This window comes from Bartonella tribocorum, from assembly GCF_002778015.1.
Lineage (GTDB): Bacteria > Pseudomonadota > Alphaproteobacteria > Rhizobiales > Rhizobiaceae > Bartonella > Bartonella tribocorum_B.
Map to the genome: position 1 here is coordinate 25,378 of NZ_NJPP01000006.1, position 19,830 is coordinate 45,207.

Annotated in this window: 12 protein-coding genes, 1 tRNA gene and 1 pseudogene; 6 read left to right on the forward strand and 8 right to left on the reverse strand. The window is 35.7% G+C overall.

The features are described from left to right. Positions 1–2,535 carry an SPOR domain-containing protein gene (locus CEV08_RS03320; RefSeq protein WP_100130362.1) on the forward strand — a complete coding sequence of 845 codons (2,535 nt, stop codon included), beginning with the start codon at positions 1–3 and terminating at the stop codon, positions 2,533–2,535. Between the two features lie 198 nt (positions 2,536–2,733). On the opposite strand, the gene CEV08_RS03325 is transcribed toward CEV08_RS03320, so the two are convergent. After that, a complete protein-coding gene (locus CEV08_RS03325) occupies positions 2,734–3,006 on the reverse strand; it encodes a hypothetical protein (RefSeq protein WP_100130363.1) in 273 nt (90 codons plus the stop codon). Between the two features lie 286 nt (positions 3,007–3,292). Between CEV08_RS03325 and CEV08_RS03330 the strand changes: the two genes are divergently transcribed. Beyond that, on the forward strand, positions 3,293–4,399 hold the full coding sequence (locus tag CEV08_RS03330; RefSeq protein WP_100130364.1) for a branched-chain amino acid aminotransferase: 1,107 nt from the start codon (positions 3,293–3,295) through the stop codon (positions 4,397–4,399). Between the two features lie 105 nt (positions 4,400–4,504). On the opposite strand, the gene glpX is transcribed toward CEV08_RS03330, so the two are convergent. Next, positions 4,505–5,491, reverse strand: a complete 987-nt coding sequence (gene glpX, locus CEV08_RS03335) for a class II fructose-bisphosphatase (protein ID WP_100130365.1) — start codon at positions 5,489–5,491, stop codon at positions 4,505–4,507. A 136-nt stretch (positions 5,492–5,627) separates the two neighbouring features. Further along, positions 5,628–6,944, reverse strand: coding sequence for a homoserine dehydrogenase (locus CEV08_RS03340; RefSeq protein WP_100130366.1), 1,317 nt, complete (start codon positions 6,942–6,944; stop codon positions 5,628–5,630). Between the two features lie 1,295 nt (positions 6,945–8,239). Here CEV08_RS03340 and CEV08_RS03345 point away from each other — a divergent pair. The 3 genes from CEV08_RS03345 (at position 8,240) to CEV08_RS03355 (ending at position 11,796) form a co-directional block, all read left to right on the forward strand. After that, positions 8,240–8,314 (forward strand) — tRNA-Glu (locus tag CEV08_RS03345). A gap of 722 nt (positions 8,315–9,036) precedes the next feature. Then, positions 9,037–10,251 carry an NADP-dependent isocitrate dehydrogenase gene (locus tag CEV08_RS03350; RefSeq protein WP_100130367.1) on the forward strand — a complete coding sequence of 405 codons (1,215 nt, stop codon included), beginning with the start codon at positions 9,037–9,039 and terminating at the stop codon, positions 10,249–10,251. A 117-nt stretch (positions 10,252–10,368) separates the two neighbouring features. Then, positions 10,369–11,796, forward strand: a complete 1,428-nt coding sequence (locus CEV08_RS03355; protein ID WP_100130368.1) for an MFS transporter — start codon at positions 10,369–10,371, stop codon at positions 11,794–11,796. Between the two features lie 42 nt (positions 11,797–11,838). On the opposite strand, the gene CEV08_RS03360 is transcribed toward CEV08_RS03355, so the two are convergent. Together CEV08_RS03360 and tgt are read right to left on the reverse strand one after the other, a co-directional pair. Then, positions 11,839–13,038 carry an MFS transporter gene (locus CEV08_RS03360; RefSeq protein ID WP_100130369.1) on the reverse strand — a complete coding sequence of 400 codons (1,200 nt, stop codon included), beginning with the start codon at positions 13,036–13,038 and terminating at the stop codon, positions 11,839–11,841. A gap of 1,055 nt (positions 13,039–14,093) precedes the next feature. Further along, a complete protein-coding gene (gene tgt, locus CEV08_RS03365) occupies positions 14,094–15,212 on the reverse strand; it encodes a tRNA guanosine(34) transglycosylase Tgt (RefSeq protein ID WP_100130370.1) in 1,119 nt (372 codons plus the stop codon). 267 nt (positions 15,213–15,479) lie between these two features. Here tgt and CEV08_RS09480 point away from each other — a divergent pair, with 267 nt between their 5' ends. Further along, a complete protein-coding gene (locus CEV08_RS09480) occupies positions 15,480–15,641 on the forward strand; it encodes a hypothetical protein (RefSeq protein ID WP_180753541.1) in 162 nt (53 codons plus the stop codon). Between the two features lie 2,537 nt (positions 15,642–18,178). Here the strand turns inward: CEV08_RS09480 and CEV08_RS03380 are convergent. From CEV08_RS03380 to coaD, 3 genes and pseudogenes are all read right to left on the reverse strand, one after another. After that, complete coding sequence (locus CEV08_RS03380; RefSeq protein ID WP_100130373.1) at positions 18,179–18,691, reverse strand: peptidylprolyl isomerase; 513 nt, start codon at positions 18,689–18,691, stop codon at positions 18,179–18,181. Positions 18,692–18,708: 17 nt separating this feature from the next. Beyond that, complete coding sequence (locus CEV08_RS03385) at positions 18,709–19,302, reverse strand: peptidylprolyl isomerase (RefSeq protein WP_100130374.1); 594 nt, start codon at positions 19,300–19,302, stop codon at positions 18,709–18,711. Further along, positions 19,292–19,811, reverse strand: a pseudogene (coaD, locus tag CEV08_RS03390) (pantetheine-phosphate adenylyltransferase). The gene CEV08_RS03385 and the pseudogene coaD overlap by 11 nt, the downstream one beginning before the upstream one ends. Positions 19,812–19,830 lie beyond the last annotated feature (19 nt).

Sequence of the window (19,830 nt, forward strand, 5' to 3'; positions counted from 1 at the left end):
ATGAGCGATAACGATCGCAAAAATCCGCATGAAACAAAACAAGATCATGAATACCATGATCCTTTAGAAAGACTTACGCGCATTTTTAATCCGACCAAACAAAGCGGAGAGCAAAATGAGCACTCCTTTTTACACACAAATCGTTCAACATCTCATTCCAAAACATCATCCCCCAGCCCCTCCTCCCATGATGATTTTGATTTGTCTTTTCTAGAAGAAGAACTCGAAAATAATTTAACACATGACCTACCGTTTGATGATCAAAAAAAACAATGGAACTCGCATGCAACCAGCAATGCAACAGCCTCAGATATTGCACAAACTGGTTCTTTCAACCATTCAAAACAAAATAATTTATCTGTAGAGAAATATTCTTCACCAACCAGTCATGATGAAGAACAAATTTTAGACGCGCTTTCTCCATTACCGATCCAAAAGAATCAATCACCTCAACAGGAAAAGACAACAACAAGTGCTAACCCTTTTTTTGAAAAACGTAATTTTATCTCACAATCAGAATCAGAAAATTTCTTTTTTGATGAATCTGAAAGACGCGAAAATAAGAGAGAAGAAACAGAAGCTGTTGAACGAGCCAATCGTTTTTCACAAACAATTTCACAACAGCCTGAGACTGCGAATACACAAAAAACTTATGATGACAATCAAAGCTTCTATGATACCTCTATAAACCATCCCTATAAAATTTCAGTGGATCAAGAAAATTGGAGTCCAAAAGATCATACGCCCAAAGATCATATGGATGTCTCCTCTTTTCGAGAAGAAAGTGAGTTTTTCTCATCTTCTAACCTAGTGTTAGAGAGACAAAACACGGAAAGAAATCAAACAACAAGTGATTACTCTTCTCCCTTGGATTCACCAGATGTTAACAGACAATCTTCTTTAAAGGGACCTTCACAAGAAGATCATACAACCAATTACCCCTATTTTCTTGAAGAAAGTCCCTCACAACAAAAAACGTATAACGAAGAAATTTCAAGATATAATGAGGCTCAAACCCAATACACCAATAAGGCTGAAAATGTCTCTAACCCAAGCAGAGAAGTTTCACATAGCCAAAATAATTTAGAGGCGTTTCTTTCATCATCAGAATCTCTTAATATAAAACAAAACAATAGCTTTTTTGCCCATAACTATACACACAGAAATACTCCTCCGCCCAATGTTGATACTTATAAATTTTCAGAAGAAATCGTAGAAAAAACTGGTCCTATTATGGTTCCAGAGGTCCCGTATGAAGCCCCCGAATATGATATACCAACAGGTGGTCTGGAAGAAGAATTTGCGGATGTACTCAATGTAGGAAATGTTCCAAAAGATAATTTTTCTCAAAAACAACAGAAAAATGAATCTTTTAATGAAATTTTTCATCAAACTATGCAGAGTTCAAAAGAAGGGGTTTATATAAACTCTAAAGAACAGAATGCTGACTATTTTTCTGCTGCCAATATGGAATATAATTTTCCCTCTTTGAGTGAGAATTCACCCTACACAAGCTCAGATGAAATCCCCACGCATCCCCCAGCCCCTCCTCCCTTTAAAAGTTCTATTTTGGGTAAAACTTTCATCAAAGGTATTTTTCTTCTTATTTTAATAGCCGTTGGGTTTGCTGGTTATTCTCATTTTTTTATGCCATCACAGAAAAATGATGAAATGGTCATTATCCACGCTGATAATACACCTTTTAAATTCAAACCAGAAACAACTGAAACAAAAAATGATATTGCCCATAATTTAGATGTCTATAAACAAACAACTGGACAAAATGAGAAACAAGAAAATACACAACAATTTCTTATTGATAACTCTGAAAAACCTGAAAATTTAGAGGGATTCAGTCCAGAAGAATCTTCAAATATTTCATCATCTTCTTCAACTAAATCTGATGTTGAAGATGCCGTTACACAGGCCATTAATCATACTATTCCAACGCGAGAAGTACAAACCGTTATTGTCAATCAAGATGGTACAGTGACACTTGCTCCCATGCATCAAACAGAGAATAAACCTGCTGCTCAATCTGCAGAAACCATTGATCAAATTTCTGATAAGTTTCAAGAATCGTCTATTATTTCGTCCCATGATTCCGATAGAAATGACCAAGAAAGTGATCTCAAAAATAATATTGATAAAATAATCGCTGCAAATAATTCTAATGCGAGTCTTGAAGAAAAATTTATTCCAATTCCTTCTCATGCAGAGAGAAATGTAAATGTCGAAACGCATGCCGCGTCTCGCCCCACATCACCAAACAAAGTTGCACCACAAAATTCAGAGGGTTATTATGTGCAACTTGCCTCTCAACCAACGCATGAGTTAGCTAGAGACTCTTTGAAAAATATGAAATCCAAATTTGGATTTCTTATCGGTACCCGTCCTTTAAATATCCAACCGGCTTTTATACCAGGAAAAGGAACTTATTACCGCGTTCGTATTCAAACACAGGACCGTAATGAAGCTATAAGTCTTTGTGAAACCATTAAAAATTCTGGTGGAAATTGCTTCATCACACGTTAAACGAATAATGCAACGGTTGTTCAAACCGTTGCATTATTTATTTCGAGGCCATTTATTTCAATAGCATTTAATGGTTTATCAAAAACTTTAGAAATTAAAATCGTTTCAATCTTTTTCACTTATATATATTTACGCTGATTTTATTTTCTAATCTACGTCGATTTTCGCCTTATCTAAAAGATTATGTTTACAAAAAAATTACTGTGTACTCTTATAGGTATAAGGTACAGGAGGGGTTGAATTTAAATCTTTTTGGGGCGTTGTCATACTCTGGCTTGTTTCTGGAGTATGACGTGGACTATGTTTAGGAGATTTTGCAAAAAAAGATCCTAAAAAACCAAAAATAAACCAGATAATAACGAGCGCAAGAAGAATAGCAAAAATACCCTTAGCGATTGAAACGCGCTGTTCATGATCTTTTCTTTCTGCAGCTAGATGTTCTTCATATGTGTGATAATTTTTATCAATCATAGTGGATTCCTTTTCTCGATTCCCTTACCTTTAAATTTCTAGAAAATATGCATATATGAAATTATTCAGATAGTTATTTTGAGAAAACGATAATTATAAATAAAAGTTCCAGTTTACTTCATAACACTGAGAAAAAGAGGCAAAAATAGAATTAAAATATCTATTATAGCCTTTGAATTCTATAATAAAACATTGACATAAAGGTTTTGCTAATAATAAAGTTGTGATCAAAGTATTTCATTATTTYTTATTAATAAAATTAAAACATTCTCAAAAGGTTTTTCTTATGAAATCTCCCGTATCGTCACTTCCCTTAAAAATAGAAAAGCACCCATTACCTCTGTCAGAAGAAAAACGTGAAGAAATTCTAAAAAATCCCGGTTTTGGTCAATTTTTTACAGACCATATGTGTACTATTCAATGGACTAAAGACAAAGGCTGGCATAACGCTGTTATTTCTCAATACAAAGCTTTAGAAATTAATCCTGCAAGTACCGTTTTGCATTACGGACAGGAAATTTTTGAGGGTTTAAAAGCATATCGTGCACAAGATGGACGCATCTTGCTCTTTCGTCCTGATGCCAATGCACAACGGTTTATAGAGTCAGCAAAACGGTTAGCCATGCCAGAATTACCAATAGATATTTTTCTGGATGCCGTTCATCAATTAGTAAAAGTTGATCAAAAATGGGTTTCTGTTCATCCCAATGCTAGCCTTTATATCCGTCCATTTCTGTTTGGCAATGAAAACTTTTTGGGAGTTCGCCCCTCTCAAGAATATCTTTTTTGTATCATAGCCTCTCCAGTTGAATCCTATTTCAAAGGAGAAGAAAAACCTGTTAACGTTTGGATTGAAACAGAGTATAGCCGCGCTGGTCCAGGAGGGACAGGGGCTGCCAAATGTGGTGGAAACTATGCAGCCAGCTTACTTGCACAAAAAAGTGCAATTGAAAACAATTGTAGCCAAGTGCTCTTCCTTGATATGATTGAACGTAAATGGATTGAAGAACTTGGCGGGATGAATGTCTGCTTTATTATGGACAATAATACACTCGTAACCCCTCCCCTTAATGGAACTATCCTTCCAGGAATAACACGTCATTCAATTTTACAGTTGGCAAAACAAATGGGATTAACGATAGAAGAGCGTCCTTATTCTTTTGCAGCGCTGCAAGAAGATGCAAAGAGTAGACATCTTAAAGAAGTCTTTGCTTGTGGTACAGCTGCCGTTGTCACATCAATCGGCCGTTTTAGATATAAAGGTGGAGAGTTTATTATCGGAAATGAAACAATTGGAGAAGTCACAAAGCAACTTCGGACACAATTGGTTGATCTTCAAAAAGGAAATATAGAAGATAAAAATGGCTGGGTGCATTCTGTCCAGCTCTCATAATAAAACGATATTCTCACATCTATAAACGCTTCCATGAATAATTACCTTCATGGAAGCATATTCAGTAAAAAAACCCTATTTTTAGGGCTGACAAAAAAGAGGTCATTAATCAAATTTTGAATGATCTCTATGTTGTGCTTTAATATTACGAACTGTACCTGTATGGGAGCGCATTACAAGAGTTTCCGTTTGAATGTAGCGAGGCGTGAATTTAACACCAGAAAGCATATTACCATCTGTAACCCCTGTTGCTGAGAACAAAACGTCACCCTTTGCCATTTCTTCCATTGTATAAACCTTATTTGGATCACTAATCCCCATTTTGGCAGCGCGAGCAATTTTCTCTTCTGTATCAAGCAGCAAACGGCCTTGCATCTGTCCTCCAATGCAGCGCAAAGCAGCAGACGCTAAAACACCCTCTGGAGCTCCACCAATCCCCATATAAAGATCAATACTTGTTTCTTCTGGATTAGTTGTATCAATAACAGCAGCAACATCTCCATCACCAATCAAGCGAATTGATGCCCCTGTCGCTCGCACTTGATCAATCAATTTTTCATGACGAGGTCTCTCCATAATACAAACAGTAATCTGATTAACAGCCACTCCTTTAGCCTTTGCAAGAGCATGAATATTATCGGCGGGATGAGCGTCTATATCGACCACTCCCTTTGGATAACCAGGACCAATAGCAATTTTGTTCATATAAACATCAGGAGCATAAAGGAGGTTACCCTTTTCAGCAATTGCCACCACCGCCAAAGAATTGGCAAGATTTTTAGCACAAAGTGTTGTTCCTTCCAGTGGATCAAGTGCAATATCAATCGCCACTCCATTTTGAAGACCTACTTTTTCTCCAATATAGAGCATAGGTGCTTCATCCCGCTCACCTTCACCAATCACCACGGTACCCTCAATCGGCAATCGATTAAGTTCCCGCCGCATCGCATCTACAGCAGCTTGATCCGCAGCCTTTTCATCGCCACGTCCACGCCAGCGTGCAGCAGCAACAGCAGCACGTTCAGTGACACGAACCAATTCAAGTGTCAAAATACGATCAAGTTCATTTAAAATCTTCTGAGTTGTGGGCATATGAAAAAATCCTACCGTATGAATTCCAGAAAAAAATGTGAGTCCTTATTAAGCTCTAAGAATAAAGCTTTTGGCAAAGATGAAAGCTTTCCACAAGAGATAAAAGTATCCAAGCTTGCCTTATCAAGATAAGTTATCAACTCTCTGCCATACGTTCAATACGAATAAATTGAGATTTTGCAACAAGATGTCCATCTTTTTCAATCTCTGAAAGTGCCTGTCTTACATTCACTTCTGTTGTTTCATGCGTGATTAAAATAATCGTTTTTTCAATCTGATTTTCTACAAAAGGTCTTTGAACAATGGACTCTAATGAAATGTGATTATCAGCCATATGCCTTGCAACCGCGGCAAAAACACCTGCACGATCATGAACATTTAAACGAATAAAATAACCACCTGCATGATGTGAAATGCGTGCTTTTTTATGAGGAGAAAGTTCTAATGCTGGACGTCTTAAAACAGGAGCATAGTGAAAATTAGAGTGTGCTTTTGCTATATCAGCCAAATCACCAATGACGGCTGATGCTGTTGCCGTTCCTCCAGCACCGGGACCAGAAAACAGTAATTCACCTAATAAATCACTTTGAATAGAAAGAGCATTGGTTACACCATTGATTTGTGCAATCATTGAAGATGTTGGGACCATTGTTGGATGAACGCGTTGCTCTATTCCAGAATCCGTTTTTAATGCAACCCCTAAAAGCTTAATTCGATATCCCAATTCATCAGCCGCTCGGATATCAATCTGTGAAATATTATGAATTCCTTCAACATAAACATCATCTAATGAAACAGCGGTTCCAAATGCTAAGCTTGTCAACAAAGCTAATTTATGAGCCGTATCATTTCCCTCAATATCAAAAGTTGGATCTGCTTCAGCATAACCAAGTCTCTGCGCATCTGCTAAACAATCTTTAAATGATAGGCCTTCCGTAAACATACGTGTTAATATATAGTTACAGGTTCCATTGAGAATACCATAAATCCGCGATATGTGATTACTGACAAGTGATTCTCTCATCGCTTTAATCACAGGGATTCCCCCTGCGACAGCTGCTTCAAAATGAAGAAAAACACCTTTTTGCTCTGCAATTATAGCCAGCTCTACTCCATGTCGAGCAAGAAGAGCTTTATTGGCCGTCACAACATGATGCCCTGCCTCAAGCGCTCTCTTAACCGCGGTATACACAATATCCAATTCACCACCAATCAACTCGACAAAAACGTCAATCTCATCAGAGACAGCCATCTCTACAGGTGAATCAAACCATCTTATACCACTCAGATCAATTCCACGATTACGGCCTTTATCGCGCGCACTAACAGCAACAACTTTGATGGATCGTCCACATTGACAAGCTAAACTATTCGCTTTTTCACATAGAGCTTGAACAACTGAGGTACCAACCGTACCAAGTCCCGCAACGCCAACTTTTAAAGCCTCTGCCATTATCTAACCACTGATCCTTAATCTTTATTGAAAAATCGTTTAAATGATGTGCCGCTCAACACAAAGAATATTGATATCCATCAAGATAAAAGAAATCCCCTGCTCTCTTCATTCTCTTTTTTCTAATAGAATTACCCCCTTTCTAATAGAATTATCCCCGCTTATTCAAGCAAAATTCATAAAAATACAAATATTTGTTTTCTTCAAAGATTTCATAACCTTTATAAAAAATCTAATTCTCAATGAAAATCTGCAAAATTCATAAATGCAAATTACCATAAAAAAATGCCTTGTTTTTTTAAGTAAAAAACTTCTCATAAAAACTAAACTCTATCAACAAAGGATAGAAAAAATCTCTTAAAAAAACAATCAATCACAAGCTAAAGAATATTGAAAACTTGGTAAAAAAACACTCTCTCATATGATACGTAAAAAGAACGGAAAGTATAAAGTATGTTAGTAAATAATACCACATTATTTTTTACCATTATATAGCTTATATATAGCTTAAATTCCCGTTCTTTAATGCAAAGGTCTCAACGCTCTTCTCTATCAAACAGAATTTTACATTAGAGTAAAAAACAAAAACTTATGCGTGTACAGCATAATTTTAAGATATTATAAATATGGAGGATAAATCTGTAAAGTTCGAATATTTTACTTCAACTTATTGTCACTCTTTTGAAAGACTAACGAATTGAAATGACAAGAACCTAAATCAACTCTTTATCTGCTTTTAAGATATTTTATAAAAACTTCCTCAATATCTTTTAGTTTTATATAGACTGTCTTCTTGTGAAATTGAAAGGAATTTCCGGCTTATGCTTCAAGAGAAAACTTTTTTGTGATTCGTACTATTTGCTAACTTTCTTATAAATACAGTTTTCTACTTTATAAATTATACGATTTTACTTTATGATAAGCTCAAATGGTAGACTTCTTATATAAAAGTTCTCTCAAGCAAGTTAAAGAATATTCACATGTGCATGCCTGAGACAAACATGAATAAAATATGCAAAAAATAAACATTTTTAAAATGCTGTTGTGATCATTTTGATCTATGCCTCAAATTGAAAATAAACAAAAAATATCATTCATTAAATACGATGTTCGCAACAAAGCTTTCTATCCATCATGATAACTCTATATTTTTTCTACAAAAAATCTTAGAAAATAAAATGCTCTTAACAAGAAACACTCAAAAATCATTCAATAAAGCACACTTTTTTCAAAAAAAATGCCCCAGAGGGCTTGCGAAGTAAAAAGATCCTCTCTATAAGCCTCATCATTGGTTTGCGCCCATCGTCTAGCGGTTAGGACATCGCCCTTTCACGGCGGAAACAGGGGTTCGATTCCCCTTGGGCGTACCATGTTTCCTTTCTTTCCATATAATATATTCATTTTATTCATATTTTAAAAATGAGGGACTCCCAAATAAAAGTCTGGAAATAGGGTTTTAAAGATATCTTTTCGTGAAAATGGTGTAAGAATCATCCAGTGATTCATTGATTTATTCCATTTCAAGGATTCTTTATTTACTGTGGGATTGATAACAATAAAATAAATTTAGAAAGTTTAGCTCGTTGTGAAATGAATTTATAAGCCATATTCGTGCATATGCTGTTAGTTTTTAAATTAAAATTGGCTACACCTTTATGAATTCCTTTCAACTTCCTAGAACTGAAATTGGCTTTAAAAGCGGCATTTTAGGTGAATTATTTCTCATTATAAGGCTTTTTGTATTACATTAAATTTCTCTATGAAACAAACAGGCTGTAATTTCGAATACGATAAACTTATCAAATAATTAAGTGGAAAATTTTATCATAAAAATGCACCCCCCTATTCCTTAGAGATCTACTTACTATATCGATTAAAAAGATTTTTTATTAATTATACAATAATTATGGGTTTGCAACACATCACTTCTTTACTTCTTTTCAAAAATTAAATTCTTCAATAAAATTTTATACTCTATTGATCATATATTCTAACATTCATATGTGAATGCTCTTTTCCCCTTGTTTTTACTTTTCATTATAAACCTGAAAGTGCTATAAAGTAATATCACTTAAAAGAAAAAGGACTTCTCATGGCAAAGATCAAAGTAGAAAACCCTGTTGTTGAACTCAATGGGGATGAAATGACCCGTATCATCTGGAAATATATCAAAGATAAATTAATTCATCCCTATCTCGACATTGATCTCAAATATTATGATCTTTCCGTCGAAAATCGTGATGCAACCAATGATCAGGTAACGATCGATTCTGCCAATGCTATCAAAAAATATGGGGTTGGTATAAAATGTGCTACCATCACACCTGATGAAGCACGTGTTAAAGAATTTAACCTAAAAAAAATGTGGAAATCACCCAATGGCACCATCCGCAACATTTTAGGAGGCGTCATTTTTCGCGAACCCATTATCTGTAAAAATATCCCTAGCCTTGTTCCTAACTGGACAAAGCCAATTATTATCGGACGTCACGCTTTTGGTGATCAGTATAAGGCAACAGATTTTAAATTTCCGAGCAAAGGAAAATTAAGTATTAAATTTGTCGGTGATGATAATCAAGTTATTGAGTATGAAGTTTTTGATGCCCCAAGCGCAGGGGTTGCCATGGCTATGTATAACCTTGATGAGTCAATTCGTGATTTTGCTCGCGCATCCTTTAATTATGGACTACAGCGAAATGTTCCAGTTTATCTTTCAACAAAAAATACCATTCTAAAAACTTACGATGGTCGTTTTAAAGATATCTTTCAAGAAATATTCGATACAGAATTTAAAGATGAATTTGAAAACCGTAAATTATATTACGAGCATCGTCTCATTGATGATATGGTTGCTTCTTCATTAAAATGGTCAGGTGGATACGTATGGGCATGTAAAAACTATGATGGTGATGTTCAATCCGATATTGTTGCTCAAGGCTTTGGTTCTCTAGGTCTCATGACTTCCGTTCTTATGACACCAGACGGTAAAGTTGTTGAAGCAGAGGCCGCACACGGCACCGTAACACGCCATTACCGTCAGCATCAAAAAGGTGAAGAAACATCAACAAATTCCATTGCCTCTATTTTTGCATGGACACGTGGATTGGCCCATCGCGCCAAACTGGATAACAATGAAAAATTAAAAAACTTTGCCACAACATTGGAAGAAGTTTGTATTAAAACCGTTGAAGAAGGTTTTATGACTAAAGATCTCGCACTTTTGATCGGCCCTAAACAAAAGTGGCTTTCTACAACAGGTTTCCTCGATAAAATTGATGAAAATCTCAAAAAAGCTATGAGCAATTAAGTTATTGCTTAAATTAAAATTCAAAGCTCTGCTTGGAGCTTTGAATTTCTCTTGGCAAATTTAATGAACTATCTTATAAGTGAAAAGAGAATAAATTTTTATTAAATAGCAAAAACAGTGAAAAAACAAAGCTGGTCTGCGCTTTTAGTAGGTAAAAATGGTCTTTGCTTTTTAACGTTTACAGGCGGGGTCTTGTTGCACGCCACGAATGTTTATATTGTTATTACTATTCTACCCTCTCTTATGAATCATATCGGTAGTGAAGTATATTATTCTTGGGTAGCGACTGTCTTCATTACAGCTTCACTCGTAGGGACTTCGCTTGCAACAAAAATATTAGGGAAATTAGGTCCTCGCAACGCTTATGTTATCTCTGGACTTATCTTTACCCTAGGGACTTTTCTGTGCAGCGTTTCTTCATCTATGCCATTATTTTTAATAGGACGCTTTATTCAAGGATTTGGAAGTGGCTCTTTGTTATCCCTATCCTATTCTATGGTACGTATTATTTTCAGTCCATCTTTATGGTCACACGCATTAGGTGTTATTTCTGGAATGTGGGGAATATCAACCTTATTAGGACCAGCAATCGGAGGAATTGCTGTATATTATGGCCTATGGAGAGCATCTTTCTGGATCATTGGCGTATTAGCTATATTTTTCTCACTCATCGCCTTTAAATTTTTACCCCAAAAGAATGAAAATAATATTCCAATATCTCCTCTCCCTTTTCTCCAACTTCTCACACTCACTTTATTAATTTTTATTATTTCTGTTGGGGGTGCTATGGAGTCGACCATGGCAAAAGTCTGCGGGCTCGTTATCGGACTTAGTCTTTTTTTTGTTCTAGCAAAAATCGAATCATCGTCCCTTCATCCTATGCTGCCACACAAAACCTTTGCTCTTTCTTCTGAAATTTCCCCTGTTTACGCATTGATACTTGTTATGACAACAGTTGTATATAGTATAGAACTTTATTTTCCACTCTTTCTTCAAGAGCTTCATGGGCAAACACCACTTATTGCTGGTTATATAGCAGCACTTATGAGCTTAGGGTGGACATGTGGAGCCCTCTCAAGTGCTGGTGTCTCTTCAAAAAAAATTCGCAACATCATTGTATACTCCCCCTTCCTAAAACTGTTAGGCATCGCTATTCTTTTGTGGCTCATTCCAACAGAAGTTTCCACATTTAAATATATTTTTATTATCTGCTTAGCACTATTTTCTATTGGGATCAGTGCGGGCATAGCTTGGCCACATTTACTCACACGGATCTTACAATGTGCAAATGATGAAGATGCTCTGCGTGCTAGTGAATCCCTTACCTCTGTACAACTATTTTCAGCGGCCTTAAGTGCAACTTTAGCAGGGGTCATCACCAATCTTGCTGGCCTCTTTAATCCTGGAGGAACAATAGGGATGATCTTAGCAGCAAAAATGCTTCTTATAGTGCTCATGGGGCTTTTATTTTGCCTTGCTATTCCATTAGCACTGCGCATTTCTTACTGCATATTAAAAAATCCAACAGGATATTCCAATAACTAAAGATGAATATAAAATTTCTTCTTTATTCAAAATAAAAAAATATTAAGCATGCTTCTCCATAAACCATGAGACGCAAAAAATCATTAAACCACACAAAGTTAGAACACTCCCTAAAATAGCTGTATATTCATAACTATAGCCCAATTTTAAAACCAATGCTCCAGCTTCTGCACCAAGAGCGTTGGCAATATTAAAAGCAGACTGCATTAATGCTCCTGCCAAAATCTGTCCCTGTATTGCAACGTCCATAATTTTTGTTTGTATAGAAGGCATAGCAGCAAAAGAAGTCCCAACCAAAAAACATCCTATCGCTGCTGTTAACGGAGCATAGGATAAAAAGAAAAAAAGAAAAAAAACAAACACACTCCAAAACATAGAAAAAAATATCATCGGCGAAATGCCTATTTTAATAGCTAATTTAGGACCCAAGAGATTTCCTACCACCATCCCCAATCCAACTAAGGGCATGATAAAGGGCACCCACTCAAGTGAAACACCAGAAATATGCATGAGTGTTGACTTAATATACGTGAAAACAGAAAATAATCCTGACGCTCCTACCGAAACCATTGCCAAAAGAAGCCAGACCTTCTTTTGCTTTAATGCCCCCATTTTGTGTAAAGGGCTCGTTCTTAAAGTCCTTGAATCGCTAGGTAAAAAATTCCAAATAAGCAAACAACACAATAAAGCAATCATACCCACAAGGATAAAAGCAATCTGCCAACCAATAAGTTGACCAATCCAAGTAGCCCCCGGTGCTCCTAAAACGGTTGCAATGGTTAAGCCAAGCATAACAGATCCAACAGCTTTAGAACGTTCATTCATTTCCACCATTGAAGCAGCAACCATAGCCGCAAGTCCGAAATAGACTCCATGGGGAAGACCACTGAGAAAGCGTAATGCAACTAATATGCTAAAATCAGAAAAAAAAGCACTAGCAATATTTGCTAAGGCATAAAAAAACATCAACCCTATTAAAACAGTTTTGCGTGATATCTGAGCTGTCGCAACAGCTAAAAGAGGTGCTCCAATCACAACCCCTAATGCATAAGCAGAAATATATTGACCCGCAGTAGGAATATCGACATATGAACTTCGCGCCATCTCTGGCAAGAGCCCCATTGCAACAAACTCTGCAGTCCCAATAGCAAAACTCCCCACGGCAAGAGCTAAAATTGCTAAACGCCGTATTCTTGAATCAATCCCCAATGCAAAAATGTTTTGTTTATGAGAATCCTTCATATCATCACTTCTGGATAAAAGTTTTAGCCGTAGATATCTGTAATACGTAAAAATAAAAATTCAAAATATTGTTAGACGCATGCTAAATCGTCCCCAATAAAGTTTTAGAAACATTTTGATGTATAAGCACTTTATGAAGTTCTAAGTAAGATCTTTAATGAAGGATTTAAAAAAAACTAACGGTTATAGATGTCTTTAACTATTTTTATAAGCCCTGCCAGATAATAAAGTTAGATAATAAACTCTGTCTTCTCTTTTCAGTAGTTTCAATTTTCCCCTAAAATCTTTATTTTAAAACAATGTATCATACATTATAAACAACTCTAAAATTTATTGAAGAACACATTTGAAATAAGTGAACGATATCTCATCATTATCTTGATACAAGTATAAAACTTCTCTCCACTTTATTGTTTCTTCGTTAATGCACACCCCCAAAGTCGATAAGCGATAATTTCAACACGTACGCTATCTTTATGCGTTATTGCAGAGTTTTTTTTAATTCTCATGATAATGGTGCTTGATTTTTCCATTGCTTAAATAATCCTATTCTAGAGATATCCCCCTCTATCTCATAGAGAAATAGCATAAGACAGTTTTTATCTAACGCACTCCTTGGAAATTTGAAATATTCATGCAACTTATTATGATTTTTTCATATAAATAAATAATAATATAAGTACTTTTTGATTAAAAAATTTATCTGTTCTTCTTTATGTAATACATTTTTTACCTTGATCGATAAAAAACACAAAGAAACGCATAAAAATACAATTTTCATACTTCTTTAAGAGTTCGCTAACGCCTCATTAACATTGTTGCTTTAAACAGTCATCAGAAACAGAAATAAACTGTTTTTCTCCGGATCAGGTAGCGCGTACCGGAGTAACAGTTTCTGTTTTGTCTGATAATGACAAACAGAATATGTGCCCCATAAAAGTGCACCTTTAAGTTTTAAGATAGTGCAACTTTATATTTTGGAAAGGCGTTTATAATTTCATTTTTGCGTAAAGTTTGTAAGTAACGCACTATTACACTATTAAATGAGAAGTGTTTTAGCGTCCTTGTGTCCACAGAGCACGCGTTTCAGCACAAAAATCAGTATAACAGCCTTCCTCAATAGCATCCCGAATTCCTTGCATCAGTTGCTGGTAATAAAAAAGATTATTCCAAGTCAACAACATACCTCCAAGAGATTCACCAGATTTGATCAAATGATGCAAATAAGCACAACTATAATCATTTGCTGCCGGACAAAGTGACTGTGGATCAAGAGGATGAGGATCTTCTGCATAACGCGCATTACGTAAATTAATTCTACCAAAGCGCGTAAAAGCTAGGCCATGACGCCCTGCACGCGTTGGCATAACACAATCAAACATATCAACACCCCGCGCAACACTTTGTAAAATATCATCAGGAGTCCCCACTCCCATGAGATAGCGTGGTTTATCTTCTGGCAAAATTGGACAAGTAGTATCCAACACTGCTGTCATAACACTCTGCGGCTCACCAACGGCAAGCCCTCCAATCGCATAACCTTTTAAATCCATTTCCTTTAATGTTTGAGCAGAACGTTCACGCAGTTTCATATTATCACCACCTTGAACAATCCCAAACAATGCTTTATCTGGCTGATCCCCAAAAGCTGTTTTACAACGTTGTGCCCACCGCAATGAAAGTTCCATAGCTTCTTCCATCTCTTTTTCAGTGGCCGGTAATGCAATACATTGATCCAACTGCATCTGGATATCCGCATCAAGAAGTCCTTGAATTTCGATAGAACGCTCTGGACTCATTTCATAGTAGGCTCCATTAATGTAAGAGCRAAAAGTCACACCTTTTTCGGTAATTTTTCGGATACCCGCCAATGACATAACCTGAAAACCACCAGAATCCGTTAAAATAGGTCCATTCCAGCGTGAAAATTTATGTAATCCTCCCAAACGAGCAACACGTTCAGCCCCTGGACGTAACATTAAATGATAAGTATTCCCTAAAATGATATCTGCTCCAAGATCACGTATTTGGTCCATATACATAGCCTTAATGGTTCCTGCTGTCCCAACAGGCATAAAAGCAGGTGTACGAACACATCCCCGTCCAGTAATGATTTCACCTCGACGTGCATACCCATCTTGAGCAATTTTTCTATAATGAAATGTCTTTATCATCACTCTTGTCTTTTTGATTCCATCAATGCATATCTCTATAGAAAGAAAAAATATATCTCCCTTACGAGCATTGTCATAAGCTTTATGAATTAATTATTGATTCGATCAATATTGTAACCAGCATAAAAAATTAAACGAGATAAAAGAAAATTTTTTATTCAGAAATCACCATAATAAGGAAATAATCTCGCTTCAGAAAATAGAAAAAATATCATACCTTAGAATATCTACGCTTCGTTTTTTGCAACGCCATATTTTCCTCGGTACATGGAACCACTCGCAGAAATACTAAAACCACGGCTACTTGGCTTTAGTATCAGTACTGTTGAGAATATCACTCGTCGTAATCGTTCCTGTGATCAGTTTATTTTTGTCTGCCGGCGCGCTGCTTGCAATGTTGCCTCCAGTCAGGACGCAGCAAGGCCTTGATAGAACTGTTAAATTATTATCTCAATAATCTCACCTTTACGTACTTTCATAAGCGATAATTTTGTACGAATAAAAGAAATTTTTGAACATATTTGCTTCCGATATTTTTTTACTTTGATAAATAAATTTTTTCATCTATTGGGCAAGAGATTTGCCTATAAGAATAATTCACTTTTTGCATATTGAATGAGAGCCCCGAATAACGTGAGATGCTCTCATTCCAAACCTGTTCTATGTTAAATCAATCAAAATCACTTAGTTACACATCATAAACGGGATAAGCGTGTAAGCAAAGCAGTATAAGAAAAGACTAAAAATGCCTCTTTTGAATGTTCTCAAGTACCAAGAGCTTATCAGCGAACATTGGAAGCTAGCAAAAAATGTATGATGGTGACAGCTTGCTCTTTTATGAAGCTCTTAAGCATAAAGATGGTGCTAGTTGATAAGTTTTATATTATTTCATAGGGACTTTACCGTTAGATCATTCACGAAATAGGCTTGGAAACACTAAGAGTGTTGTTTTTAAAAGCATGCGAATATGTAATTTAAATAACCTGCTGTTTTGAGCAATGCGATTCTTATGCTGAATAAAAGTATAAATGAGCATTATCATTAATTTGCTTACAACATTGAGAGCGCCCTTGACACATGAGAGCATTCATAAGAAGCATTTTTAGTCCAATCGTTTTTTTCCATACCAATCGCACTTGTGACATGTAAAAAGAGTGGTTTTGATTGCTTCAACTGAATGACTAAATCCACAGATGGTACCCACCGCAAAAAGAAAACTGCTTACAAACCAACACGCATAAAAACTCATCCTTTAGGGTGGCAAAGAAGTTTAAATATAAAAGATCTTACAATATTTAGAGCGCTCATTCAATATACAAAACAATAAATTATCATTATAAATCAATTTATTAACATGTAAATAAAATTACCTTTAAAGTTATTCAGAGATTTCTTCATAAAACAAAAAACGACACCTCATATTTTTCTTCACTGTGTTTCTAAATAGAAAGATCATAATTTTTTGTTTTCAATATTTTGCACATACATTCGTACAATATAACGTTAAAAATATAGCGCTCTTTAAAATTATACATGACAGCCAACATCACTGTAGTGCTCTTATAAAACTTCCCCTTATCCACATTAATCGATTGATCAAAATTTTAAAAAAGCACAGATATGAAAAATTCTTCATTCAATCAAAAAATAAAAATCCTCAATGCAAAAGATAAAGTCATTGCCCCCAAAAAAAATCCACTGGTATAAAGTATAATAAACAGTCTATTATAAAATACAGAAAAAATTTTAAAAATTGCCGCCTATAAGTAGTCATCATGATAAAATTGACTATCTACGTTCAAATTACAGAACCAAGCTGTATTGAGATGCAAAACTAAAATTTTGATATAAATATTCTATTAACAACAATATTTGAAAAACAGCATCAATACATTGATTTTTAATCATAATTTATTCCTACACGTTGAACAAAGAACTTTAGTGCCGTAAAATTCTTTCATTTCAAATCTGCGTACGTTCGATCTACTAAAATCATTTTTCTTACACATTGAGAGATTAACATGTCACAATAAAAACATTTGAAAAGGGAGACAAACGCTTTTTATGAAAAATCTCAAATACCAAAGACTCTGTTGTAACATTGGAAACTTGAAAATTGTGTGACAGCGCTGCCTTTCTCCTTCACAGGCTTAAAGATGGAGATTTATAATAGATCTATACTATCTATTTACAGCTTGAAATTATACGTGTCATGAATACCATCGTGAAATAAATGTTGATGTGCTCTAAGAGATGTTTCTTAAAAAACGCGTAAATATGCAACACAAGAGTATTTCGTTTAAAGCATTCCTCCATAAAAATGAGAGAAAAGAGCGTAAAACCATGCATAATCTTTGTCATTTAATAGGTATTACTTTAAATGGTTTTAAAAAAAGTACAGCCAAACTAAAAAGGAGATGGCACGACTTACTTTTTTTTCACCTTTACACCTTTATATTCTTCCCCAATTATGCAGCCTTCCTATTTTAGAGATTACACCAATAAGAATATACACAATACGCTCGTGCTTCACCTTGTATATGAACGCTGGAGCCGTTAGGCTCTTATTCGTCTCAATATGTATTTTTAAACATGCTGCTGCATTAAGATTAGATGTTGATATACAAGCAGCAACAAAAGCACGTGTTTTTTCAAGAAAGCAACATCATAAAACCATTAAGAGACTGGCAATGGATCGAAGAGAAGTACTGGCTTTTTTATAAAACACTTTGCAAAATAATACCCCTATAACATAACTGACTTTGTCTTTTCTTATCCTAACAGCTGTTCGTACAAATCCTTGGCGTCAATTCGTGAAGATCACGGTTGAAGGGAATAATGGAGAATTCTTAGCTCAAGAATATGAAAGGTAAGTATGATACTACAAAAGAGTCCCGTATATCCTTATTGATCAGAAAAGAATATTTCCTTTTAGAAATTTATCATTGAAACGCGTAGAATTTATACTATTCTTCATCCGCAGCAATAACAGCTTTGGTAATTGCATCAGGATCAATAACAGGTTCACCACGTTTAATTTTATCAACATTTTCCATCCCCTCAACAACCTGCCCCCATATGGAATATTGACGGTCAAGCCATGGAACATCTGCAAAACAAATAAAAAACTGCGAATTAGCAGAATTTGGATTCTGACTCCGTGCCATAGAAACTGTACCACGCTTATGAGAAAGATTTGAAAACTCTGCTGTTAAATTTGGTTTTTCTGAACCACCCATCCCCGCACGTGATAAATTAAATTTTTCACCATCCTTCTTTCCAAATTGCACATCCCCAGTCTGCGCCATAAAACCATCAATAACGCGATGGAAAATGACATTATCATAAGCACCTTCACGGACAAGTTCTTTAATACGTTCAACATGACAAGGCGCTAAATCAGCAAAAAGCTCAATAACAACCCTGCCCTTCGTTGTCTCAAGGATTAAGGTATTCTCTGGATTTTTATCCTCAGCCATATGAAAACTCCTTTGATTTATCTTTCAATTTGTAAAGTCGCAGCATGAATAACATCAGGATTTGTTACAGATCCATTATTACTTGTGGTCCCTTTTTTAATTTTATCAACAACATCCATCCCCTTTATAACCTCCCCAACAACCGTATATTGACCATTTAAAAAAGTAGCATCGTCAAAACAAATAAAAAATTGAGAATTAGCGGAATCTGGATCTTGTGACCGTGCCATCCCAACAGTACCGCGCTTAAACGGCTGCTTTGAAAATTCAGCCGGTATACTGGGATAATTTGAACCTCCCATACCAACGCGTTTTAGATCAAAATCTATACTGCCTTTTTTTCCAAACTTTACATCACCAGTTTGTGCCATAAAGCCAGGAATAACGCGATGAAACACAACATTATTATAAGCCCCTTCCTCTGTTAGTTTTTTGATTTGCGCAACATGTTTTGGTGCTAAATCAGGACGCAGACGAATAATAACATCACCATCTTTGAGAGATAACACAAGCAGGCTTGCATCGCTTGCTGGGTTCGAATTATCAGCAACAGCAGACAATGAAAAAAAGCAAAAAATACATATCAAAACAGCAAAAAATCTACGAGACACAATTATTTTTCCTTAAAAGACTGAAATTTCGAATGCAAAGCTTGTGCAATATTGGGCGGTACAAATGATGTCACATCCCCTCCCATAGAAGCAATTTGACGGACCAATGTTGATGTTATCACACGTCCAGAAACGCTTGCTGGCAAAAAAACAGTTTGCAATTCAGGAGCCATAATGCCATTCATCCCTGCCATTTGCATTTCATAATCAAGATCAGTACCATCACGCAACCCACGAATGAGAAATGAAGCACCAACTTCACGCGCCTTCTCAATAAGAAGGTTATTAAATGAAAGAATCTGCAAACGATTAAAATCTGCACCAAGCACGTCTTTCCCTACCTGCGTAATGAAACCAGCACGCTCTTCAAAACTAAAGAGTGTCTTTTTAGTAGCGTGTATACCTATAGCGACGACCACTTTATCAGCTAACACAAAACACCCTTTTAAAACATCAAGATGACCGTTTGTAAGAGGATCAAAGGAACCTGCGTAAAGAGCAATTTTCATGATTTCATTCCACCCTCTT